Annotated in this window: 19 protein-coding genes; 5 read left to right on the forward strand and 14 right to left on the reverse strand. The window is 73.0% G+C overall.

Going from position 1 to position 23,419, the window contains the following annotated elements; translation table 11 throughout:
• Window positions 1–115: 115 nt before the first annotated feature.
• The 4 genes from GA0070604_RS14020 to GA0070604_RS14035 form a co-directional block, all read right to left on the reverse strand.
• Window positions 116–706 (reverse strand): NADAR family protein, encoded by a 591-nt coding sequence (locus GA0070604_RS14020; RefSeq protein ID WP_091118354.1) that lies wholly within the window; start codon window positions 704–706, stop codon window positions 116–118.
• Window positions 707–946: 240 nt separating this feature from the next.
• Entirely contained in the window at window positions 947–1,618 is a 672-nt protein-coding gene (locus GA0070604_RS14025) for a peptidoglycan recognition protein family protein (RefSeq protein ID WP_091118355.1), read from the reverse strand.
• A 118-nt stretch (window positions 1,619–1,736) separates the two neighbouring features.
• Window positions 1,737–2,483 (reverse strand): lysozyme, encoded by a 747-nt coding sequence (locus GA0070604_RS14030; RefSeq protein ID WP_091118356.1) that lies wholly within the window; start codon window positions 2,481–2,483, stop codon window positions 1,737–1,739.
• 318 nt (window positions 2,484–2,801) lie between these two features.
• Window positions 2,802–4,292 (reverse strand): long-chain-fatty-acid--CoA ligase, encoded by a 1,491-nt coding sequence (locus GA0070604_RS14035; RefSeq protein WP_091127113.1) that lies wholly within the window; start codon window positions 4,290–4,292, stop codon window positions 2,802–2,804.
• A 330-nt stretch (window positions 4,293–4,622) separates the two neighbouring features.
• On the opposite strand from GA0070604_RS14035, the gene GA0070604_RS32980 reads away from it, so the two are divergent.
• Window positions 4,623–5,309 (forward strand): VOC family protein, encoded by a 687-nt coding sequence (locus tag GA0070604_RS32980; RefSeq protein ID WP_091118357.1) that lies wholly within the window; start codon window positions 4,623–4,625, stop codon window positions 5,307–5,309.
• Window positions 5,310–5,315: 6 nt separating this feature from the next.
• Here the strand turns inward: GA0070604_RS32980 and GA0070604_RS14045 are convergent, their stop codons facing one another.
• Together GA0070604_RS14045 and rox are read right to left on the reverse strand one after the other, a co-directional pair.
• The gene (locus GA0070604_RS14045) at window positions 5,316–6,344 is read right to left on the reverse strand and encodes a hypothetical protein (RefSeq protein ID WP_208602045.1); all 1,029 of its coding nucleotides are present in this window, start codon (window positions 6,342–6,344) and stop codon (window positions 5,316–5,318) included.
• Between the two features lie 196 nt (window positions 6,345–6,540).
• Window positions 6,541–7,968, reverse strand: coding sequence for a rifampin monooxygenase (gene rox, locus GA0070604_RS14050; RefSeq protein WP_091118358.1), 1,428 nt, complete (start codon window positions 7,966–7,968; stop codon window positions 6,541–6,543).
• A 380-nt stretch (window positions 7,969–8,348) separates the two neighbouring features.
• Here rox and GA0070604_RS14055 point away from each other — a divergent pair, with 380 nt between their 5' ends.
• Complete coding sequence (locus GA0070604_RS14055) at window positions 8,349–9,017, forward strand: MgtC/SapB family protein (protein WP_244161892.1); 669 nt, start codon at window positions 8,349–8,351, stop codon at window positions 9,015–9,017.
• 124 nt (window positions 9,018–9,141) lie between these two features.
• Here GA0070604_RS14055 and GA0070604_RS14060 read toward each other — a convergent pair whose 3' ends face one another.
• Window positions 9,142–10,044, reverse strand: a complete 903-nt coding sequence (locus tag GA0070604_RS14060; protein ID WP_244161893.1) for a LysR family transcriptional regulator — start codon at window positions 10,042–10,044, stop codon at window positions 9,142–9,144.
• 109 nt (window positions 10,045–10,153) lie between these two features.
• Between GA0070604_RS14060 and GA0070604_RS14065 the strand changes: the two genes are divergently transcribed.
• On the forward strand, window positions 10,154–11,116 hold the full coding sequence (locus GA0070604_RS14065) for an FAD-dependent oxidoreductase (RefSeq protein ID WP_208602046.1): 963 nt from the start codon (window positions 10,154–10,156) through the stop codon (window positions 11,114–11,116).
• A gap of 51 nt (window positions 11,117–11,167) precedes the next feature.
• On the opposite strand, the gene GA0070604_RS14070 is transcribed toward GA0070604_RS14065, so the two are convergent.
• From GA0070604_RS14070 to GA0070604_RS14085, 4 genes are read right to left on the reverse strand one after another with little or no spacing between them, the layout of a single operon-like run.
• Complete coding sequence (locus GA0070604_RS14070; protein WP_091118362.1) at window positions 11,168–13,003, reverse strand: IucA/IucC family protein; 1,836 nt, start codon at window positions 13,001–13,003, stop codon at window positions 11,168–11,170.
• A complete protein-coding gene (locus GA0070604_RS14075; protein ID WP_091118363.1) occupies window positions 13,000–13,602 on the reverse strand; it encodes a GNAT family N-acetyltransferase in 603 nt (200 codons plus the stop codon). The genes GA0070604_RS14070 and GA0070604_RS14075 overlap by 4 nt, the downstream gene beginning before the upstream one ends.
• Window positions 13,599–14,894, reverse strand: a complete 1,296-nt coding sequence (locus tag GA0070604_RS14080; protein WP_091118364.1) for a lysine N(6)-hydroxylase/L-ornithine N(5)-oxygenase family protein — start codon at window positions 14,892–14,894, stop codon at window positions 13,599–13,601. Before GA0070604_RS14080 ends, GA0070604_RS14075 begins: the two co-directional genes overlap by 4 nt.
• A 47-nt stretch (window positions 14,895–14,941) precedes the next feature.
• Window positions 14,942–16,474, reverse strand: a complete 1,533-nt coding sequence (locus GA0070604_RS14085) for a pyridoxal phosphate-dependent decarboxylase family protein (RefSeq protein ID WP_091118365.1) — start codon at window positions 16,472–16,474, stop codon at window positions 14,942–14,944.
• 210 nt (window positions 16,475–16,684) lie between these two features.
• Between GA0070604_RS14085 and GA0070604_RS14090 the strand changes: the two genes are divergently transcribed.
• Entirely contained in the window at window positions 16,685–18,733 is a 2,049-nt protein-coding gene (locus GA0070604_RS14090; protein WP_091127114.1) for a penicillin acylase family protein, read from the forward strand.
• Window positions 18,717–19,265: a GNAT family N-acetyltransferase gene (locus GA0070604_RS14095; RefSeq protein ID WP_091118366.1), complete on the forward strand. Its 549-nt coding sequence runs from the start codon at window positions 18,717–18,719 to the stop codon at window positions 19,263–19,265. Before GA0070604_RS14090 ends, GA0070604_RS14095 begins: the two co-directional genes overlap by 17 nt.
• A 58-nt stretch (window positions 19,266–19,323) precedes the next feature.
• Here GA0070604_RS14095 and GA0070604_RS14100 read toward each other — a convergent pair whose 3' ends face one another.
• The 3 genes from GA0070604_RS14100 to GA0070604_RS14110 form a co-directional block, all read right to left on the reverse strand.
• Window positions 19,324–20,247 (reverse strand): siderophore-interacting protein, encoded by a 924-nt coding sequence (locus tag GA0070604_RS14100; RefSeq protein ID WP_091118367.1) that lies wholly within the window; start codon window positions 20,245–20,247, stop codon window positions 19,324–19,326.
• Between the two features lie 61 nt (window positions 20,248–20,308).
• The gene (locus GA0070604_RS14105) at window positions 20,309–22,417 is read right to left on the reverse strand and encodes an iron ABC transporter permease (RefSeq protein ID WP_091118368.1); all 2,109 of its coding nucleotides are present in this window, start codon (window positions 22,415–22,417) and stop codon (window positions 20,309–20,311) included.
• A complete protein-coding gene (locus tag GA0070604_RS14110) occupies window positions 22,414–23,397 on the reverse strand; it encodes an ABC transporter substrate-binding protein (protein WP_091118369.1) in 984 nt (327 codons plus the stop codon). Before GA0070604_RS14110 ends, GA0070604_RS14105 begins: the two co-directional genes overlap by 4 nt.
• Window positions 23,398–23,419: the final 22 nt, after the last annotated feature.

Genomic DNA, 23,419 nt, shown 5'->3' on the forward strand with positions numbered 1-23,419 from the left:
CACGTTACCCGCCCGGCCCCGGGCCGTCAGGCGTCGGCCCCGACCGGGTGGCGGCGTCCCCCTCCGGCGTGAACCAGAACGACTTGCCGAACCGCCGCCCGCTCACCCGCGTCGGTCACGCCAGGGCCTCGCGCAGCGCGGCACGGGCTTCCATCAGCGCGAAGCCGAGCAGGTTCTCGCCCCGCCACCGCGCGGGATCCGCGGCGCGCGGATCGTCGGCGGCCAGGCCGATGCCCCAGATCCGGTCCACCGGGCTCGCCTCGACCAGCACCCGTTCACCGGTGCCGAGCAGGAATCGGCCCAACTCCTCGTGCTGGCCGAACTTGGCCACGTTGCCGGCCACCACGAGCTCGTAGCGGCGGGCCACCCAGGTCGCCTCGTCGAAGCCGCGGACCTGCCGGCCGAGGGCCTTGGCCCGCTGCGGATGCCCGGCGGCGAGGATGCGGTCGGCCACCTCCGGGTCGCCGAACAGGGTGGCCTTCTGCCACATCATCCAGTGCTCGGCGGTGGCATAGGTCCGGCCGTCCACGATGAACGGCGCGGGCCACCACTGGCTCAGGCAACCGGCGCCGACGCCGCCGTCGCGCTGCGGGCGGTGGCCCCAGAAGTGCAGGAACTTTGTCGGCCGGCCGGACTGGACGACCGCGAGGAGTTCGGCGACGGATCGGGGCGACATGGCCGAGAGTCTGCCCGAGGTCACCGACATTCCGCCTTCACGTTTCGTCCCGCCCCAAAATCCGAGGGCCCGGCGGACACCGCCGCCGACGGGCCTGGCCGAACGTGGGAATGGCCGGTGGAGACCATGACGCTGTGGCGGTCCCCGGCTCCACCCACCTGCGCCGCCAGCTCGTGCTGATCATGGAGCTGTGGTCGGGTCCGAGAGCGGCGAACGGCCACCAGACGGGTGCCACAACTCCATGATCGACGGGCGAGGACGGGATGCCGGTCAGCCGCCGAGGCGGGCGGCGACGGCGGTGCGTAGTTCGGGCAGTCTGTCGTGCAGCAGGCCGGGGCACTGGGTGTTGTTGAAGTCCTTGTGCCCGTAGATCTCGCTGGACGGGATGCCGTACTGCTGGCAGGTGAACGCGCAGAACCACACCAGGCTGTCCCAGAGCGCCTTCGGCGGCTGCACGTCGAGGTAGATGCCGTCGTTCTCGATGCCGATGGCCTGGCTGTTCTGCCCGACGCAGTGCGCGCCCTGCACCATGGTCTGTCCGTGCAGCAGCGCGTACAGGCTGCCGTGCCGGCCCTCCGTCAGGTAGCCACCGCGGCTGTTGGTGAAGTGCTGCCCGGAGTCGAGCCAGCCGTTGGTGTCCATGTGCAGGTTCTGGATGTCACGCGAGTTCCGGTATGCCTGCGCCAGGCTGTAGTCGGTGGTGTTCGGAAATGCCGTGTGATGAATGATGATCTTGTTGGGGCGGCTCTGCACCACGCTCACGTTGGTCGAGGGTGGGCGGGCACCCCAGGTCGCGCAGTTGGCGATCTCCGGCTGGTCGATCCGGGTGGCGACGGCCCGCGCGTCGTGGTCGCCGATCTGGGTGAGCGCGGTGGCGCCGGCGGCGGCGCCGAGCAGGACCGCGCCGCGCAGCACGGCCCGGCGGGGCACGGGAACGGACATCGGGACCTCCTATCGGGACGGATGCCGCCGGTGGCGGGCGGCTGCTTCCGGGTCACGGCGTGGCGTCAGAGACGCCGGGCCGGAGTGGCCGGAAGGGCAACCCGCCACCGGACCTGGGTCAGCAGGGTCCGTTGCAGGCCAGCACCTTGAGCCGGTCCAGGGTGCCGTTCCAGACGTTCTGGTCGCCGGGGAAGGTGCCCGAGTCGGCCCACTGCCAGAAGGAGTAGACCCCCCAGCCGGCCGGCAGGGTGCCGACGCTGCTGGAGTAGCGGGCGATCCAGAGCGGGTTATTGGCGGCGAACTGCGAGGTGTTGCCGGTGCAGGTGCTCCACCAGTCGGTGGTGGTGTAGATGGTGGCCCACCGGCCGGTGCGGGCGTAGTACTGGTTGACGAACGAGGCGATCCAGCTACGCATCGAAGCCTGGCTCAGCCCGTAGCAGGTCGCGCCATACGGGTTGTACTCGATGTCGAGCGCGCCCGGCAGGGTCTTGCCGTCCTTGGACCAGCCGCCGCCGTGGTCGACGAAGTAGTTGGCCTGGGTGGCGCCGCTGGAGACGTCCGGCCGGGCGAAGTGGTACGACCCGCGGATCATGCCGACGTTGTACGAGCCGTTGTACTGCTGGGCGAAGTACGGGTTGGTGTAGCCGGTGCCCTCGGTGGCCTTCACGTACGCGAACCGGGCGCCGTTGTTCCAGGCGGCGGACCAGTTCACGTTGCCCTGCCAGCCGGAGACATCCATGCCGGGCAGGCCGGCCGGCGCGGCGCTGGCGGGCGTCGCGCCGACCAGGGCCGAGGCGGCCATGGCGACGGTGGTGAGCAGGGCGGCGCCGGCCGTACGCAGCGCTGATCGCAGGGGACGTTTCATCTTTCCTCCCTGGGGGTAGCCGCGGTGCGGCAGGTGAAAGGAACTGTCAGTATTAGGTCACAGGGTGGAGAGAAATTTCAATAGACGCATGGAAGATCGTCGCTTAATTTGAGGTGTCGCCCCCGTCAGCTGGGCCGGGCGCGCGTCCCGATCGACGGCGGCCCTACCCGCGTCCTGCCTGACGGCCGGGAGGTCGAGGCGCTCTGGCGGCTGCACGAGGATCCGCGGGCCGGCGGCGCTGCCGCAGCCCGTACGCGCCCTGCCGGTGACCGTCGCGGTGCCAGGTGGCGGCCACCGCGACGGCTCGGCCCGCGACCGTCAGCCGGCGGCCGGCGGCGGGACGGTGATGGAGCGCTTGAGGATCTTGCCGGTGGGCCCCTTCGGCAGGGCCGGCACGACCCACACCTGGCGCGGGTACTTGTACGCCGCGAGCTGTCCCCGCACGTACTCCCGCAGCTCCTCCGGCGTGGCGGAAGCGCCGGGACGCAGCGCGACCACCGCCACCACCTCCTCGCCGAGGGTCGGGTGTGGGGTCCCGAGGACCGCCGCCTCGGCGACGGCCGGGTGCTCGTAGAGCACCTCCTCGACCTCGCGCGGGTACACGTTGAAGCCGCCGCGGATCACCAGGTCCTTGGTGCGGTCGACGATGCGGTAGTAGCCGTCGGCGTCCCGGGTGCCCAGGTCGCCGGTGCGGAACCAGCCGTCGACGATCGCCTCGGCGGTCGCCTCCGGCCGCTGCCAGTAGCCCTTCATGACGTTGTGCCCGCGGATCACGATCTCGCCGATCTCGCCGGTCGCGGCCGGCGTGCCGTCGGCGGTGCGCACGTCCATCTCCACGCCGTCGATCGGGGTGCCGATGGTGCCCGGCTTGCGTGGCCGGTCCGGATGGTTGAACGAGGCGACGGGTGAGGTCTCGGAGAGGCCGTAACCCTCCAGGATCACGCAGCCGAACTTCTCCTCGAACCGGCGCAGCAGCTCCACCGGCATCGCCGCCCCGCCGGAGACGCAGGTCCGCAGCGCGGACAGGTCCGGCTCGCCGTCGCCGGCGGCGGCCAGCAGCGCCGCGTACATGGTCGGCACCCCGGCGAAGACGCTGGCCCGGTCGCGGACCAGGACCTCCAGCGCCTGCGCGGCGTCGAAGCGTGGCAGCAGGGCCAGGCAGGCCCCGACGGCGACCGCGCAGTTCAGCGCGACGGTCTGGCCGAACGAGTGGAACAGCGGCAGCGCGCCGAACATCACGTCGTCCGCGTCCAGCCCGAGCAGGGTCGCCCCGGTGACCTCGACGTTGCGGCGCAGGTTCTCGTGGGTCAGCTCGGCGCCCTTCGGCTGCCCGGTGGTGCCGGAGGTGTAGAGGATGACGGCGGTGTCGTCGCCGGCCCGCTCGACCAGCCCGGCCGCCGGCTCGTACCCGGCCAGCAGCGCGGCGAGACCGTCGGGCGTCACGATCGTGCTCACCCCGTCGGCCCGGTCGACGCCGGCCTGCTCCGTGGTGTGCCAGGCGAGGATGCCGCGCGCCCCGGAGTCCTCCAGGTAGTAGTCGACCTCCCGGGGCTTGAGCAGCGGGTTCATCGGTACGACCACCGCGCCGGCGCGCAGGATGCCGTAGTAGCCCACCGCGAACTCGGGCACGTTCGGCAGCATCAACGCCACCCGGTCGCCGGGGACCACCCCCTGGGCCCGCAGGTAGCCGGCGCACCGGGCCGAGGCGTCGTCCAGCTCGGCGTAGCTGACCGTCCGGTCGCCGAGCCTGAGGGCCGGCCGCCGCGGGTCACGGGCGGCCGAGTCGACGAGGATCGAGGCGAGGTTCATTTCCTGCTCCTTCACGCGCCGTTCAGTGCCGGACGATGGCGGCGGTCGGGCCGCCGGTCGTCGGGATCGGGTATCGGCCAGTTCGGTGACCGGGTGCGGCGATCGTTCCCGCCAGCGTGCGACGAGCGGTTCGGGCAGCGGCCCGGGTGTCCGGCCGAATATGCCACGCGGGGCGTGTCGCGCACCAGGGGCGGCCAGCTCGGCCAGGTCGGCCCGGAACGAGTCGGCGTCGACCAGCAAGTCTTGCGGTTAGACGCGGGCGGCCGTGCGGCCACAGAAACCTGATCCCCAAGACGTGATTTACACATCGGCAATGGGTACAGTGGCGCGGTGCAGAACGGAGTGCGGGCCCAGGTGCCGGTGCTGTACGTCGCGGACACCGACGCCGCGCGACGCTTCTACGAGCTCTTCGGCTACTCCGAGCTGCTCAGCGGCGGTGACGGCGAGTCCCGCTGGTCGTACCTGCGGTGTGCGGAGCAGGCCCTGCTGCTCGCCGAGGTCACCCCACGCCTGATCACCGTCGAGCTGCCCCTGCTCATCTACCTCTACGTGGACGACCTCGCGGCGGTGGTCGACCGCCTGGCCGCCGCCGGGCACGCCGTCGAGCGGGCCGGACACCCCGAGCACGCCCCAGGCGGTGAGTGCCGCACCACCGACCCCGACGGCACCGTGGTCGTTTTCGGACAACGCCAGGCCGTACCCGAGCAGTCCCGCGGCCCGCATGACGGCGGGATGGCCCCGTTCTCGCTGATCCGCGAGGCCGCCGAGCGGGTCAGCCGACGGGGCGGCGCGCCGGCCCGCTGCCAGATCGGCGGCCCGCGCGGCGAGGCGTGCACGGCGCCGGCCGAGGTGAAACTCGCCGACTCCTGGGGCGACACGGTGTGGGGCTGCCTGCCCCACGCCGACGAGACCCTGCTCAGCGCACGGGGTGCGTTCCTGGCCACCCAGGACGGGACGGGACTCGCCGCGTTCCTGCGCGCCCGGCGGGCCCAGTCGGGCGACACGGTACCGGGCTGAACCGCCTCAGCGCCGGTCCTCCGGACCGGGCTGCGGCACACCGCCCTCGGCCCGCGGGGCCTCGGCGGGCCGCCCGGCCGCGTCCCTGGCCCGCCCGGGCGGCTTCCTCGTCGGCCCGGCGGCCTCCGTCGGCTGCTGCGCCGCCCGGTCCGTCTTCTGCGCCGCCCGGTCCGCCTGCTGTGCCGATCCGGACGCCTGCTGCGGGACGATGTCGATGGCGGTGAACGGCTCGAAGATCCCCTCCTGACGGTCCCGGTCCCGCATCAGGTCGGCGCTCCACCGTGCGGCGGCCTGCCGCTCCGCGGCCATGTGCCGTCGGGCCCGAGCCAATTCCTCGCTTATCGTCCTCGCCTCCTCGCCGCCCGCGGGGTCGTCGACGAACTCCTTCGCGATCGTCACCCAGCGGCGGTTCAACTCCTCGGCGTACCGGGCCCGCTTCAGGTACAGCTCGTACTGACACTCCAGCTCGATCATGCGTTCCCAGTACGGCCGCAGCGCCTGCTGGACCCGCTCGTCGTGGCGTACCCACACCTCCGGTCGGCACTCGACGCTCACGCCGCCGTGGGCGTACCGCCACGGCCCCTCCGCGGCGAGCGCCGCCTGTAGGGCCACCTCCAGGTCACCCGCCCGGTGCGGCGGCAGGTCGCGGGCCCGGTCCGCCGCGGCCCGCCGCAACCGCTGGATCACGGCCGGCAGGAAGTAGCGCGCGTACCAGGTCAACGTCTCCGTACGCAGGCCGGTCGCCGACCAGGTGAGCACGGCCCGGACGCTGAACGTGAACACGTGCCCCTTCGCGGCGACCGTGATCGGGCCCGCCCTCTCCCGGTGCTCGACGACCTCGTCCGGCGGGGGAGACAGCACCTCGCCCTCCGCCGCCGCCTGCAGCCTCCGCCACGCCGGCAGCAGGTGGCCCCACAGCGTACGCGCGACCGCCATCAGCCGGGGGCCCGCTCGGCGGACCTGCTCCCGCCCCCGGTCCATCCACCGTGGCCGCCGGCCCGGCGGGTTCGCCCTCCCGCCCGACACGTCGGTCATCTTCCCCTCCTCCGCACCGTCAGCCGGTGCCACCGTCCGGCGGCGGGTGACTGGTCGAGGGGGTCGCGCTATCGGCGCGGACCAGCCGGGACGTGTCGACGGTGACGAACGTCGACCCACGCTAACAAGGCGGACGGCCGGCCGCCCGCAGCCGCGCGGGCGCACCTCGCGCACCCGGCTCGCCATCCCCCGGGATTCACTCGACGGCGGCGCCGAACCACCGACGCAGCTGGTCGAGCAGATCCTGCTGCTCGTCACCGACCCACGCCACGTGGCCGTCCGGCCGTAGCAGCACGGCGGGCACGTCCAGTTCCTCGCTGGCGTCGACGACGTGGTCGACCCGGTCCGCCCAGCCCGCCACCGAGAGCCGGCCGGTCTGGTCCAGCAGCACTCCGCGGCCACCGTGTGTCAGCTCGTAGAGGCGGCCCCGCTTCAGCCGTACGTCCCGCATCCGCCGGCCGAGCAGGTGGTGGCCTACGCCGAAGTCGTAGCGGACCCCGATCGCGGTGATCTTCTCGACGAGGTACCGGTTGACCTCCTCGAAATCCATCAGTTCCGACACCAGCCGGCGCACCGACCGGGGGCCCGGCTCGGTGGACAGCAACTCCATCTGCGCGCGGGTGTTGTCCAGCACGTCGGCGGCCACCGGGTGCCGTTCGGTGTGGTAGCTGTCCAGCAGATCCGCCGGTGCCCAGCCGTTGACCTCGGCGGCCAGTTTCCAGCCGAGGTTGAACGCGTCCTGGAGGCCGAGGTTGAGGCCCTGCCCGCCGGTCGGCGGGTGGATGTGCGCAGCGTCGCCGGCCAGCAGCACCCGGCCGGTCCGGTAGCGCTCGGCCTGCCGGGTGGCGTCGCCGAAGCGGGACAGCCAGCGCGGTGAGTGCACGCCGAAGTCAGTGCCGGCCAACACCCGCAGCTGTTGCTTGAACTCGTCGAGGGTCGGCGGGACCGAGCGGTCCTCGGCCACCCCCTCGGCGGGCACGACGACCCGGTACACCCCGTCCCCGATGGGCCCGAGGCCGAACCGCTTCTGGGTCTTGCGTACGTCGGCCACCACGGCGGCCAGGGTCTCCGGTGGCACGGCCACCTCCATCTCGCCCAGCAGCGTCTCGACCCTGGTGGGCTCGCCGGGGAAGCCGACGCCGAGCAGCTTGCGTACCGTGCTGCGGCCGCCGTCGCAGCCGACGAGGTAGCGCGAGCGCAACCGCGCGCCGTCGGCCAGCTCGACGGTCACCCCTTGATCGTCCTGGCTCAGCCCGACCACTTCGCGGCCGCGCCGGATCTCGGCACCGAGTTCGGCGGCCCGCTCCGCCAGCAGCCGGTCGGTGGTGGTCTGCGGGATGCCGAGGACGTAGGGATGCGCGGTGTCCAGGCCGTCGGGCGCGGGCTTGTCGATGCCGGCGAAGAAGCCGCCGACCGGGTACTGCCGGCCGTGCGCGAGGAACCGGTCCAGCAGACCGCGCTGGTCGAGCAGCTCGATGCTGCGCACGTGCAGTCCGAGGGCACGGACATATCTGGCCGGCTCCGTTTCCTTCTCCAGTACGAGCGCGTGCACGCCGTGCAGCCGCAACTCACTGGCCAGCATCAGGCCCGTGGGTCCACCGCCGGCAATGATCACGTCAAACATGAGGCCCCTAATTGTTTTCGGTCAGCTGCTCCGCGCAGTCCAGCGGCGCGTATTTGCGAAATCCGTACCTGGCGAGTCGCTGTTTTCCGCAGGTTCTGGCTCCGGCCGGAGATTCTGCGCCACGAACCCGGTCTTGTCGCAAGGCCCCCTGTGCGCTATATGTTAAGAGCGGCAGGGAATTGCCGCTCTTCATGCTTCTCTGTGTCCCGCTGGGCAAACGTTCGATCAGGGTGGCCCGCGCGAGCCGGCAGCTGGTGCGCGGCACCGGCCAGCGAGGATCAGGCGTGCAGCATCTGACCTGGTAGCCGCCGCACACGCCCTAGCCTGGACGCATGACGGCGTGGGCATTCGGTGAGCCATCCGGCCAGGGCTGGCCGCAGGTGCTCGACCTGGTCCTGGCTTTCGTGCTGTCGGCCGCTATCGGGCTTGAGCGCGAGATCCGGCAGAAGAGCGCCGGCCTTCGTACGCACACGCTTGTCGGCTTCGGCTCGGCCCTCATCGTGCTGGTTTCCAAGTACGGCTTCACCGACGTGTTGGGAACTCACGTCACGCTCGATCCCTCGCGGGTGGCGGCGCAGATCGTTTCTGGCATCGGGTTCATCGGTGGCGGCCTCATCTTCGTTCGCCGTGATGCCGTTCGGGGGCTGACCACGGCGGCGGTCGTGTGGGTGGCCGCCGCTGTCGGGATGGCGGCCGGCGCCGGGTTGTGGCTGCTCGCGATCGTGGTGACCGCCGGGCACTACCTCGTCGTGTTCGGGCTCACCCCGCTCGCGGCCAAACTCCCCCGCTCCCGGTCCGCCCCGGCCCGGCTTCGCCTGGTCTACCTGGACGGTCGAGGCACCCTGCGTGACGTGCTGACCGCCTGCGCCAGCCACGGGTTCACCATCGTTGATACCGCGATCAACCAGCAGGACGCCGGTCCCGACCCCCGTGCGATCGCTCTTCGGCTCACCGTTGAGGGCCGCCGTGACATCGGGGATCTGAAATCTGCCCTGGCCGCACTCGACGGCGTTATCGCCGTCTCATCGGACGACGGGATCGTCCGATGAGCCGGCGGGCATGCTGTCGGAGTCGGTCCGGTGGTTATCAGAATCGGACACACAGCCTCCTGCCGGCCAGGTCTGCCCGTCGGGATCGTTGACGGCGGCCGCCGTGGCCGGCGCCCAGCCGGCCTCAGTCGAGCAGGGCGAGGAGTCGGCGCAGGGCCGGGTTCGTGCTGTCACGTGGCCAGGCCAGGGCGACGTCCACGGTGGGCACCGGGGCGGTGAAGCGGCGTAGCCGTACGCCGCGCAGCCGCAGCGCGCGGGCCCGGCCGGCGGGGACGGCCGCGACCACGTCTCCCTGCGCCACCGCCCGGAGCAGTTGCTCGTCGTCCGGCTCCTGTCGGACGAGCCGGAAGCCGCCGTGCGGCCAGACCTGGGCGATGGTGCGGTCGAACATGCCGGGGCCGTTCTCGCGCGGCCACATGACGGCCGGCAGGTCGACCACCTCGGCCCGGCTGATCCGGCGGCGGCCGGCGGCGAGGGGGTGGCCCGCGGGCAGGGCCAGCAGCAGCTCCTCGGTGTCGACGGTCCGGCAGGCCAACGCCGGCTCGTCGACCGGCGGACGGACGAACGCCGCGTCGAGCCGGCCGGCGAGCAGCCCGGCCACGTTCGGCGCCGTCCAGGCCGTCTCCGGGACCACCTCGACGTCCGGGTGGGCTGCCCGGAACCGGGCGACCAGCGCGTCGACCCGGCCGCCGCGCGCCGACCGGGTGTACGCCAGCCGGAGCCGACCGCCCCGCCCGCGTACCAGGTCCCGGATGCGGACGGCGCCCGCGTCCACCTCGGCGAGCAGCCGGGTGGCCTCTTCGGCGACCCGCGCCCCCACCTCCGTCAGGGTGCAGCCCCGGCTGGTGCGGTGCACGAGCGGCACGTTGAGCTGGCGTTCCAGGGCCCGGATCTGCTGGCTGAGCGCGGGCTGGGCGACGCGCAGCCGGGCGGCCGCCCGGGTGAAGTGCAGCTCCTCGGCGAGCACCGCGAAGTAGCGCAGCCTGCGCAGGTCCAACCAGGCGTCCAGGATCGGCGGGTCGGACATCGATCGATTATAAGCGCTGCTTATCGCCGCCTGTTGGATCCGTCTTGGACGGTGACCCGCCGAGGCGGCGACGATCCGAGTCCAACGGCACGAGCGAGGGGAGCGGATGATGACGGCAGCGACGGACGTGGTGGTGGTCGGCGGCGGGATCGTCGGGCTGACGGCCGCGGTGACCCTTCAGCAGCGGGGCGCGCGGGTGACCGTGCTGGCCGCCGACGACCCGGCGGACACGGTGTCCACGGTGGCCGCCGCGGTCTGGTACCCGACCCACACCGACCAGGACCCCCGGGTGCTGCGCTGGGCGGCGGAGACGCACACGGAGCTGGGCCGCCAGGCGGCGGACGGCGTGCCGGGGGTGGTCGACCGGCCGACCCGGATGCTGCTGCGCCACCCGTACGCCGGTCCGCCGTGGTGGGCGGAGGCGTGCGGGGACCTGGTGGCCGAGCCGGCGCGGCCGCCGTACACGGCGCTGCTGCGGTTCACCGCGCCGACGGTGGAGATGACGCCGTACCTGGCCTGGCTGCGGCAGCGGCTGGAGACCGGCGGCGGCCGGGTGCTGCGCCGTCGGGTGCGGCAGCTGGCCGACGCGTTCGCCACCGCGCCGGTGGTCGTCAACGCGACCGGGCTGGCCGCGGGCCGGCTCGCCGCCGACCCGGCCGTGCATCCGGTGCGCGGGCATCTGGTGCTGGTGGCGAACCCGGGGCTGACCGTCTCGGTGCGCGACGAGGACGACCCGGCCGGGATCACCTACGTGCACCCGCGCCGGCACGACGTGGTGCTCGGCGGCACGTACCAGCCCGGGGTGGGGCACACCGCGCCCGACCCGGACACGGCGGCGGCGATCCGGCGCCGGTGCGTGGCGCTGGTGCCGGAGCTGGCCGACGCGCCGGTGCTCGGCGAGCGGATCGGGCTGCGGCCGGCCCGGCACGGCGGCCCCCGGGTCGAGGTGGACCCGGACCCGGCGGGCCCGGCCGGCAGCCGGCTCGTGCACGCGTACGGGCACGGCGGGGCGGGGGTCACCCTGGCCTGGGGGTGTGCCGCCGAGGTGGCGGATCTCGCCCTGGGCGGCTGATCGGGGAGGCCCGCCCGGCAGGGGAGGCCCGGATTCCCCTGCCGGGCCGGGTCAGCCGCCGCCCGTACGGGCCGACCGGACCCAGGCGGCGATGGGGTTGCGGAGGGTGCCGACGAGTTGCAGGGCGGCGGAGGGGTCGGCCAGGTCGACCATCTGCTGGTTGTCGCGGAGCTGGAGCCGGTTGAGGCAGGACAGGGCGAACTCGTCGGCGAAGAGGTCGTACCGCCGGAACCGGTCGGCCAGGTGGGGCACCCGGTCGCGGTAGTCGACGGCGCAGCCGGCCACGGTCCGCCAGAACGCCTCCTCGGTCAGCACGCCCTCGGTGGCGAGCAGCGCGGCCAGGTGCCGGAAGAAGCAGTCGAACACGTCCGTGAAGATCGACAGCAGTCGCATGTCCTCCGGGACGTCCGCCTGGATCCGGCGTACCCGCTCGGGCAGGGGCACCGCCGGGTCCATCACCACGATCTCCTCGGCGATGTCCTTGAAGATCACCCGTGCCACGCGCCCGCCGTTCAGCACCAGGATGACGTTCTCGCCGTGCGGCATGAACGCCAGGTCGTACGCGTAGAAGGCGTGCAGCAGCGGGACCAGGTACGCGTCCAGGTAGCGGCGCAGCCACTCCTCGGCGGGCAGTCCGGACTCGGCGATCAGCGCGGCGGCCAGCGAGCGGCCGTCCCGATCGGTGTGCAGCAGCGACGCCATGGTGGCCAGCCGCTGCCCCGGCTCCAGGCTTGGCACCGGGCTCTCCCGCCACAGCGCGGCGAGCATCTTCCGGTAGGGGGAGTGGCGGTCGGTGGCCGCCTCGAACTGCCGGTGCCGGTAGCCGATCGCGGCGCGTTCCCGCAGGATCGTCAGCCCGGTGGATCTGATCAGGTCGTCGCCGTCGAGCAGGTCGGCGAGCCAGTCGTTGATCGCCGGGGTCGCCGCCATGTACGCGGCGGACAGTCCGCGCAGGAAACCCATGTTCAGCACGGACAGGGCGGTCTTGACGTAGTCCCGGTGTGGCGCGGTGACGTTGAAGAAGGTCCGGATCGACTGCTGGGCGAGATGCTCGTCCGGGCCCTCGCCGAGGTAGACCAGCCGACGGGTGGCCACCTCGCCGGCGAAGGTGACCGAGATCCGGTTCCACCACTGCCACGGGTGGACCGGGAGGAGCAGGTAGTGGGCCGGGTCGAGACCGAGGTCGGTGAGGGTGGCGGCGAACCGGGCCAGGGTCTCGCCACCGAGTTCCTGCCGGATGTGGGTGTCGTAGTCCAGGTCCGCCGTGCAGGTGAAGGTGGCGTGGTCGCGGTGCGCGGCCAGCCAGAGCAGGCGGACCGGCCGGCCGGCCTCCGGGGCGTACCGGTGGTAGTCGCGAAGCCCGAAGCCGAGCCGCCCGTTGTTGGCGACGAAGCAGGGGTGCCCCTCGGTCATGCCGGTCTCGATGGTTTGGAAGTCGGCTCGGGCCAGTTCGGCGGCGGGCACCGGCGGTCGGCTGAGCTTGTACGCCGTACCGGCCAGTGTCGAGGTGATCTCCTCCAGGTAGACCGGCAGCACCTGGTCGGAGAGGCCGAGCGCGCCGCGCAGTTCGGTGCAGAACTCCAGGGCGTCCAGCGGCAGCTCGTACCCGTCCCGGTGTCGGGTGATGCTGTCCGGGTCGACGTGCCAGTGCTCCAGGGCCAGCATCCGGGCGGTGAACCGGTATTCGACGGTGTCGTCGTCGCTGCGCACCACGTACCGGTCGGCGTCGAGCGGCTCGGGGGTGAGCAGCCGCTCGTGGGCGAACTCGGCCAGCGCCTTGCGGACCAGCAGCCGGTTGGCGCGGTCCCAGTGCTCCGGGCTCAGGTGCGCGACCGACCGGTCCGGGGCGGGCGACGGGTCGGTCGCGGGGGAGTGGACGGGGTTCACGCGGGGGCTCCTCCGGGGACGGCCGGACCGCCGGTGGTCAGGCCGGTGGCGTTCTCGAACATGGCGCGGGTGCAGACGCTGAGCAGGGCGTCCTTCTCCGGTTTGGCGACCGGGCCGAGCACGGTGAAGCCGACCGCGGCGTTGAGGGCGTGCACCTTGCTGTTGCGCACGTCCGGTTCCACCACCACCCGCCGGGTCGCCGGGTCGGCGAAGAGCCAGGCCATGACCGTGGTGATCACGGCGAGGGTGAAGCCGTGCACCGGTGTGCCGGTGGGTGCGCAGAGAAAGTGCATGCCGACGTCACCCTCCGCCGCGTCGTGCAGGCCGACCAGTTCGACGTGCGCGGGGTCGTACCGTTCGGCGAGGAAGGCCGGGCGGTCCCGCCACAGGCCGACGAAGGCGTCGTGGTGCGGGTGGGCGTGGATGCGCCGGTACTCGTGCGCGACCCGGGCCGGGTCGGCGTCGAGCATCATCCAGAACGCGGCCTTCGGGTGGGTCACCCAGCCGTGCAGCAGCGCGGCGTCCGCGTCCGGGTCGAGCGTACGCAGGGCGAACGCCCCGAGCCGCGGGTCGGTACGGCGGTAGACGACGGTGGTCACGACGCCGCCCCCGCCGGTACGCCGAACTCCTGGAACGTGGTGCGCCGCTCGATCGGGTAGTGCTCCCGTCCGGTCAACTCCCGGATGATCCAGGAGTTGCGGTACGGGCCCATGCCCAGGTCGGGTGAGGTGATGCTGTGCGTGTGGGTGCCGCCGTTCTGGAGGAAGATCTCCCGTCCGGCATGGTCGATGGTGTAGTTGCGGGCCACGTCGAATCGGCCGTGCTCGTCCCAGCGGATCCGGTCCCGCACCGGCGCCAGGAACTCCGGCACCTGGTAGTGATAGCCGGTGGCCAGGACCAGTCCCGCGGTGTCCAGGGTGAAGTCCCGCTCCTGCTCGACGTGGCGCAGGCCGAGCGTGTAGCGGCCGGTCGACTCGTCGTACCGGGCGCTGGTCAGCTCGGTGTTGGTGAGCAGCCGGGTACGCGCCGGCCCGGCCAGGCTGCGGGCGTAGAGCAGGTCGAAGATGTCGTTGATCAGGTCGGCGTTGATCCCCTTGAACAGGCCCTTTTGCTCCGACTCCAGCCGGTAGCGGGTCGGCTCGGGCAGGGCGTGGAAGTAGTCCACGTAGTCGGGGGAGGTCATCTCCAGGGTGAGCTTGGTGTATTCGAGGGGGAAGAAGCGCGGCGACCGGGTCACCCAGTTGAGCTGGTAGTGGTGGTTGCCGAGTTCGGTGAGCAGTTCGTGGTAGATCTCGGCCGCGCTCTGTCCGCTGCCGACGACGGTGATGCTGTCCCTGGCCCGCAGCGCGTCCCGGTGCTCCAGGTAGCGCGAGTTGTGGATCACCTCGCCGCCGAGCCCCGCGCAGGCCGGCGGCAGGTACGGCGGGGTGCCGGTGCCCAGCACCAGGTGCCGCCCGCGACACGTCACCGTCTCCCCGCTCGCGGCGACGGTGGCGCGGACGGTGTAGCCCCCGTCGTGGTGCTCGACCGAGGTGACCTCGTGGCCGAAGCGCAGGCCCGGCAGCTTCCCGGCCGCCCAGCGGCAGTAGTCGTTGTACTCCTGGCGCAGCGGGTAGAAGCTCTCCCGGATGTAGAACGGATAGAGCCGCCCGGACTCCTTCAGATAGTTGAGGAAGGAGTACGGCGAGGTCGGGTCGGCCAGGCTGACCAGGTCGGCGATGAACGGCGTCTGGAGCCGGCTCGACTCCAGCAGCATCCCGGGGTGCCAGTCGAACTCCGACCGGGCCTCCAGGAAGACACCGTCCAGGTCGGCGATCGGCTCGGCCAGGCAGGCCAGCCCGAGGTTGTACGGGCCCAGGCCGATGGCGATGAAGTCGTGGGTGGTGGACATGTGGCTCTTTCTCCAGGCGGGGGACGCGGGGACGAAGACGCGGCCGGTCAGCCGACGTGGCAGGGGCGCGCGGGGACGTCAGCGCTCTTCGTCTGGACGTACCGGCTCGCGTGGGCGGCGACCAGGTCGAGGACGTGGGCGATGTCGTCTACGGTGGTCTCCGGGTTGAGCAGGGTGAGCTTCAGGTAGTGCGCGCCGTCGACCCTGGTGCCGGCGACCAGGGCGGCGCCGGAGGCGGCCAGCGCCTCGCGGGCGTACAGGTTGGCGTCGTCGGCCAGGTGGTGCTCGGCCGGCAGGTACCGGAACACCACGGTGCTCAGCTGCGACCGGGTCACCACCTCGAAACGGGGGTCGGCGGCGAGCAGCCGCCAGGCGTCGGCGGCGAGGTCGAGCACCTCGTCGAAGAGCGCCCCGATCGCGTCCGGGCCCATGATCCGTAGGGTCAGCCAGAGTTTGAGGGCGTCGAAGCGGCGGGTGGTCTGCAGGCTCTTGTCGACCTGGTTGGGGATGCGCTGTTCGGCCATCCGCTCGGGGTTGAGGTAGTCGGCGTGGTAGGTGGCGTGGCGCAGCACCGCGCGGTCGCGGACCAGCAGCGCGCTGGAGCTGACCGGCTGGAAGAAGGACTTGTGGAAGTCCACGGTCACCGAGTCGGCCCGCTCGATACCGGTGAGCAGGTGCCGGCGGGTCGGCGAGACCAGCAGCCCACAGCCGTACGCGGCGTCGACGTGCAGCCAGACCCCGGCGGCCCGGCACAGCTCGGCGACGGCCGGCAGCGGGTCGATGGTGCCGAAGTCGGTGGTACCGGCGGTGGCGACCACGGCCATCACGAGCCGGCCGTCCCGCCGGCAACGGGCGATCTCGTGGGCCAGCGCGGTGGTCCGCATCCGCCGGTCGGGGTCGGTGTCGACGGTGACCACCGCGTCCCGGGCCAGCCCGAGCAGCTTCGCCGACTTCTGCACACTGAAGTGCCCGGCCTCGGAGGTGAGGATGCACAGCCGGGGCAGCAGTTCCTCGCGCGGTCGCGGCACCGCCGCCACGGCCTCCTCCCGGGCCAGCAGCATCGCGTGGAGGTTGGACTGGGTGCCGCCGCTGGTGAAAACCCCGTCGGCGGTGGGGCCGAGACCGATCCGGTCGGCCGTCCAGTCGATCAGGCGGCGTTCGATCAGCGTCCCGCCGGCGCTCTGGTCCCAGGTGTCCAGGGAGGAGTTCACGGCGCTGAGCACCGCCTCGCCGAGCAGCGCCGGGATCGCCACCGGGCAGTTGAGGTGTGCCAGGTAGCGGGGGTGGTGGAACCACACCGCGTCGCGCAGGTAGACCGATTCCAGTTCGTCGAGGGCGGCGGCCGGGTCGGCCAGCGGCCGGTCCAGGTCGACCCGGTCCACCTCGGGGGCGAGTCGGGCCGGGGTGATCCCGCTGAACGGGCGGTCGACATTGGCCACCCGGTGGGCCACCCGGTCGACCGCGACGGCCAGCAGGTGCCGGTAGTGGTCGACCGTGCCCTGGTGGAACAGGTGCGCGCGGATGGCCATCGACGGGCCGCTCGTCGGTGCGGCCTCGGCAGGCTGCCCCTGCAGGTTCATGGGTTTCCTCAGCGGTCGCGTGGACACGACGGAACGCCCAAACCGACCACCCGGAACGGGCCGCCGGCACGAGCGAAAGTTAGGTTACCCTAACCTAACTTCCCGTCAAGGAGTTGCCGCCGCCTCGCGGGGAGTCATCGCGTCGCGCGCGATTGCATGCGCCATGGAGATTTCGTAGGTTAGGCAAACCTAATAGATGGGGGAGTGGCGTTGACGCATCGGGTCTACCGCGATCCGTGGGGAATACCCCACCTGCGGGCCGCCGACCCCCGTACGCTGGCCTTCGCCCAGGGCCGCGTCACCGCCCTCGACCGGACCTGGCAGATCGAGGTGGAACGGCACCGGTCACAGGGGAGCAGCGCGTCCTTCCTCGGCCCGGAGGCCGTCGACTGGGACCGGTTCGCCCGGCAGGCCCGACTGGCCGACACCGCCCGCCGCTGCCACGACAACCTCGACCCGGACACCGCCGCCTGGCTGGGCGCGTACGTCGACGGGGTCAACGCCGGCCTCGCCGCCGGTGCCCGGCGGGCCCCGCAGTTCGCCGTCACCGGGCTGGCCCCCGGCCGGTGGCTGCCCTGGACCCCGCTGGCCGTCTGGCTCACCCACCACGTCCTCTTCGCCGGCTTTCCGGCCAAGCTCTGGCGCACCGAGGTCGCCCGGCGCCTCGGCGAACACGCGGTTGACTGCTTCGCCACCGACGGCCCGGGCACCTCCGGCAGCAACGGCTGGCTGCTCACCGGGACCCGCACCGCCAGCGGCGCGCCGATCGTCGCCGGTGACCCGCACCGTTACATCGAGGACCCGGGCATCTACCAGCAGATCCGGCTCGCCTGCCCGGCGTACGACGTGGTCGGTCTCGCCGTGCCGGGCGTGCCCGGCATCGCCCACTTCGGCCACACCGGCACGGTGGCCTGGGCGATCACCAACGCCGTGGCCGACTACCAGGACCTCTACGCCGAACGGCTGCGCCGCCGGGACGGCACGGTCGAGGCGCTCGGCCCCGAGGGCTGGCGGCCCGCCGACGCCCACGTCGAGACCGTCGAGGTGGCCGGCGGCGACCCGATCGACATCGAGGTGATCGAGACCGACCGCGGCCCCGTCGTCGCCGGCGGGCCCGACGCCGACCTGGCGATCAGCCTCCGGTACCCGCCCCGGGTCCGCGGCGACCTCGGCTTCGCCGCGCTGCCCGCCCTGCTCGCCGCCACCCGGGTCGCCGACGTGGACGCCGCCTGCGACCACTGGGTGGAACCGGTCAACGTGGTGCTCGCCGCCGACACCGCGGGCGGCCTGCTGCACCGGGTCGCCGGAGCCGTGCCGGTCCGCGACCGCACCAACCGGCTGCTGGTCGTACCGGCCTGGGAAGCCGGGCACGAGTGGCGCGGCTGGCACGCCATGCCCCGTGCCGACGTGGCCGACCTCGCCGTGATGGCGAACGAGCGGGGGATCGCCGCGCCGCTCGGCGTCGAGTTCGCCCCACCGCACCGGGCGGACCGGATCCGGGAACTGCTGACCGGCCGCAAGGACTGGTCGGCCGGGGAACTGACCAGCGTCCACACCGACACCCGGCTGGCGTCGGCCGAACCGCTCCTGACCCTCCTCGCCGGCCTGGACGGGCTCAGCCCGGCCGCGGTCGCGCTACGCGGCCGGCTGCTCCGCTGGGACCGGGAGATGCGCGCCGACAGCGTCGACGCCGCCGCCTTCGCCGCCGTACGCGCCGCCCTGGTCCGTCGCCTGGTCGCCCACCCGGCGCTGGCCCCGCTGGCCGACCTGTCGCGCCACCCGCCGATCTTCCAGCCGTGGCTGGGGCTGGCGTCCAGGGTCGGCCTCGCCCTGGAGACCCTGTTGCGGGCCGATCTGCTGCCCGCCGCCGACCTGGCCGACGCGGCCCGCGCCGCCGTCGAGGAGGCGGCGGACGCGACCCCGGTGTCGTGGGGCGAACTGCACCGGCTCGCCCCCTGGCAGGCGTTGCCCGACCCGGCGGCGCCGACCCCCGGCCTCTCCGGCGACCACGACTGCGTGCTGGCCACCTCCAGCGTGCCCGGTGTCACCCACCACTGCTTCCGGGCCTCCGCCGCCCGCTACGTCTGGGACCTCGCCCGACGCGACGACAGTCGATGGGTCGTCCCGTTCGGAGCCTCCGGGGTGCCCGGCGACCCGCACCAGCGTGACCAGTCGCCGTACTGGCTGCGCGGCGGCCTCATCCCGGTCGTCACCGACTGGCACCGGCTCACCGAGGAAAGCGATGACCACGACCACTGACCCGACCTGGCTGCGGCACGTCGACGGCTTCGGGGAGGTGCTGATCCGCCCGGTCGACCCGGCCGCCGACGCCGACCTGATCCACGACTGGGTGACCCGGGACCGCGCCCGGTTCTGGGGGATGCGCGATGCCAGCCGGGCGCGGGTACGGGAGATCTACTCCTACCTGGACTCGCTGACCACCCACCACGCATACCTGATCCACCGGGACGGCCGCCCGGTGGGGCTGTTCCAGACGTACGAGCCGGCGGCCGACCCGGTGGGCGAGTGCTACGACGTCCGGCCCGGCGACTTCGGCATCCATCTGATGGTCGCCCCGCCGGACGGCGGCGCCGAGCGGGGCTTCACCGGCGTCGTCCTCGCCGCCTTCCTGGAGTTCGTGCTGGCCGAGCCGAGCCGCCGGCGGATCGTGGCCGAGCCGGACGCCCGCAACGACCGTGCCATCGCCCGGCTGATCCGGGCCGGATTCGTACCCGGGCCGCAGATCGACCTGCCCGACAAGCGCGCCCAGCTCCTCTTCCTGGACCGCTGACCCGACCCGGCCCCGGCCCGGCCCCGGCCCGGGTCAGCGGGCCGGGGTCGAGCCCCGTTCAGGAGTCGGCGCGGCCCAGCCGCCAGTAGCCCATGAACGCCACCGCGCCCCGGTCGAGGCCACGTTCGGCGACCAAATGCCGCCGCAGTCGACGGATGACGCCCGCCTCGCCGGCCAGCCACGCGTACAACGGTGCGGGGGCGGAAGACGGCGGCACCTCCCAGAGGATCTCCCGGTCCACGTCCACGTCGGTCACCGCCCGGGGGCCGCCGGCGACCGCTGGCGCGAGAGCCGGGAGGGCGGCCGGCAGCAGCTCGGCGGCGAGCGCCGCCACGGCCGGCACCAGGCGGCTGCCGTGTTCGCCGCCGGTCCTGGCCAGCCAGGTCACGGAGACACCCGCCGGCACGGTCACCGGCAGCGCGTCCCCCGGATCGGGCACCTCGACCAGCGCGTGGCCGCATGCCTCCGCCGGGAGCCGTTCCAGGATCGCGCAGATCGCGGGCGCGGCGGTCTCGTCCCCGGCGAGCAGCAGCGTCCCGCCCCGTGGCGGGTGGAACTCGACGCCCCCGTGCAGACCCGGGTAGCCGGCGTCCGGCCCGACCAGGGCGAGCCGGTCGCCGAGCCGGGCCCGCCGCGCCCAGCGGGTCGCCGGCCCGCCGTCGCCGTGCAGGACGAGGTCCACGTCCACCTCCTGAACCTGTGGACGGACCGCGCGGACCGTGTAGGTGCGGACCGGGCTGCGCCGCTCGACGGGCAGCTCCCGCCACCGCTGGTACCAGTCGGGCCCCTCCGGCAGCTCCGCCACCCGGCTGCCGGGCAGCGGCAGCGCCAGCTTGATCCGTTGGTCGTAGCCGTTGTCGGCGAACCGGTCCAGGTCCGCTCCGGTGAAGGTGACGCGTAGGAACGACGGGCTGACCCGACGCAGCGCGCGGACCTCGACGTGGAAGACGCGCCAGGGCGCGACGGAGACAGTGCTCGGCATGACAGCCTTCCTCAAGCGGCTGCCGACCGTCCGGCGGCCCCGCCGTACGGTGGACAGGATCTCATCGGGGGCGGGCCGGGGTGGCGCGCGAGCGCCACAACAGCCAGACGAAGTACGGGGTGCCGATCATGGCCACGACCAGTCCGGCGGGGATCTGGGCGGGCGCGATGGCGGCGCGGCCGAGGGTGTCGGCGAGGCTGACCACGACCGCCCCGAGCAGCACCGCGACCGGTAGCACCCGGGAGTGCCGGCCGCCGACGAGGGCCCGCGCCGCGTGCGGGGCGACCAGGCCGACGAAGCCGATCACGCCGACCGCCGAGACGGCCGTGGAGGTGAGCAGCGCCGCCGCGCCCAGGGCGAGCAGCCGGGCGCGTTCCAGCCGGACCCCGAGCACCCGGGGCGTGTCGTCGTCCAACGCCAGCAGGTCGAGTTCCCGGCGGGCCGCGATCACCGCCGGGATGCTGAGCAGCAGGGCGATCGCCACCGGCAGCACCTGCGGCGCGGTGCGCCCGTAGGTGGAGCCGGAGAGCCAGGTCAGCGCCTTGCCGGTGTTCCACGGGTCCGAGGTGACGATGATGAAGGTGATGATCGCGGTGCCGCCCTGCCAGACGGCGAAGCCGATCAGCACGAGCCGGTCGGAGCTGAGGCCGCGGTGCCGGGCCAGGCCGTAGACCAGGGCGAACGCCACGATCGCGCCGACGCCGGCCGCCCCGGAGATGGCGGCCACCCCGGCCAGCGGGGCGAAGGTCAGCAGGGATACCGCACCGATCCCGGCTCCGCCGGTGATGCCCAGGATGCCCGGCTCGGCGAGCGGGTTACGGCACACCGCCTGCACGGTGGTGCCGGCCACCGCGAGCGCCGCGCCGGCCAGCGCCGCCGCCGCGACCCGCGGCCACCGCTGGTCCAGCACGAAGGTGTACGCCGGACCGGTGCGCCCCCGCACCCAGTTGACGATGTCGCCGAACAGCACCCAGGTGTCCCCGGCGAGCATGCCGAGCACCACCGCCCCGACGGCCGCCGCCGCGCAGACCGTGACCACGGTGAGGTGGAACGCGCGGGACCGGACGGCGGCGTGTCCGCCCGGGGGCCGGCGGGTCGGACCGGCGTCCCGGTGCCGTCGGGCCAGCCAGACCAGCAGCGCCGCGCCGAAGAGGGTGGTGACCACGCCGGTCGGCACGTCCACGCCGGCCTGGCCGCCGAGCACGGCCCGCAGCAGCACATCGGAGCCGAGCACGATGACCACCCCGACGATGCCCGACAGCGGCAGGAGAATCCGGTGCCGGTGCACCCCGGGCAGCACCCGGCCGAGCAGCCGTACGATCACCGGGGCGCAGAGCCCGACGAAGCCGATCGGTCCGGCCAGGGTCACCGCGGCGGCGGAGAGCAGGACGGCGAGCAGGACGACGGTGAGCCGGGTACGCCGCACGTCCAGCCCGAGCACGGTGGCGGTGTCGTCGCCCAGGGCGAGGATGTCCAGCCGGTGCCCGAGCGCCACGAGCAGCACGACGGCGAGGCCGATGACCGGGGCGAGTTGGGTGAAGGCCGCCAGGTCGGCCTGCACGAGCGAGCCGTTGCCCCAGGCGAAGAGGCCGATGGTGGCCTGTTCGAAGAGGAGCATCAGCAGCATGGTGAGCGAGCTGAGGGCCATCGCGGTCGCCGAGCCGGCGAGGATCAGCCGGGTCGTGGCGGCCTGACCGCCGCCTGACAGCGCCAGCACCAGCCCGGCCGCGGCGAGCCCACCGCCGAACGCGAGCCCGCCGGCGGGCAACGCCGGCAGTGCGAGCCCGAACGCCGCCGCGGCGACGATCGCCAGGTGCGCTCCCGCGTTGACCGCGAGGGTGTCCGGGGAGGCGAGCGGGTTGCGGGTCAGCGACTGGAGGGCGGCCCCGGCGAAGCCCAGCGCGACGCCGACGGCCAGCCCGGCGAGCAGCCGGGGGATGCGGGAGGCCACCAGGACCCGGGCGGTTTCGTCGTCGGCGCCGGTGAGCAGGCGCAGCAGGTCGAGCGCCCCGACCGAGGAGGTGCCCTGGGTGAGATGCGCCATCGCGACCAGCACGAGTAGCGCGGCGGCGAGGGCGAACACGCCGGCGACCCGGCGGCGGGAGATTGGCCCGGTCGGGGCCGGCCGGGTGGCCGGCTCCGACCGGTTTGGTGTGCTGAGCCGGCTCAAGCCGCGTAGACCTTCACGAACTGGTCGAGGTACTGCATGGCGGAGAGCGGGCCGCCGAAGGTCCAGATGCCGTCCGGCATCCGGTGCAGCTTGTGCTGCTGCACGAACGGTAGCGACTTCCAGATCGCGTTGCCCGCGAGCCCGTCGGCGAAGACGTCGTCGCCGTCCGAGGCGTTGTAGAAGAAGTGCAGGTTCTGTGCCTTGAGGACGGTCAGCCCCTCGACGTCGGTCTGGCCCAGCCCCCACGTCTCGTCGGTCTTGCCGGTCCAGGCGTTCTTCAGGCCGAGCTGGATGCCGAGTTGGGAGACGTACGCGCCCTGGCCGAACATCCGGATCGACACCGTGCTGCCCTCCTTCCAGCCGTCGGCGATGGCGAACTGCTGGCCGGCCGCGCCGGCGTCGGCGATCTTCTTCTTCCCGTCGGCGATGGCGGCGTCGAGGTCGGCGAGGAGTTCTCGCGCCTCGGCGGTCTTTCCGGTCGCGGCGGCGATCATGTGGAGGTCGGACCGCATCCGGCCGAGATTGTCCGAGGCGTCGCTGCCCCTGGTAACCAGCACCGGCACGTACTTCTCGAGCTGGGTGACCAGCGCGGAGCCCCGCTCGGCCTCCATCACCACCAGGTCGGGCCGCAACGCGACGATCGAGTCGACGCTGGGCTCACCCCGGGTGCCGACGTCCTTGACGTCCGGGTCGAGCTTGGCGGCGCTGACCCAGGTGGCGTACCCCTTGGGATCGGCGACGCCGACCGGCATGACGCCGAGGCCGACCAGCATCTCGACCTCACCCCACTCCAGTCCGACGACCTTGGTGGCCGGGGCCTTCAGGGTGATGCTCTGGCCACGGCTGTCGGTGACGGTGACCGGGCCGCTGGGCGCGGCGTCGGAGGAGGACGGCTCGGGGGCGGGGTTCTCGGTGGTGCCGCAGGCGCTGAGCAGCAGCGCGGCGGCGGCGGCCAGGATGGCCGCACGCGTACGCATCATGGGTTTCTTCTCTGTTCGTGGA

The organism is Micromonospora eburnea, from assembly GCF_900090225.1.
Classification (GTDB): Bacteria; Actinomycetota; Actinomycetes; order Mycobacteriales; family Micromonosporaceae; genus Micromonospora; species Micromonospora eburnea.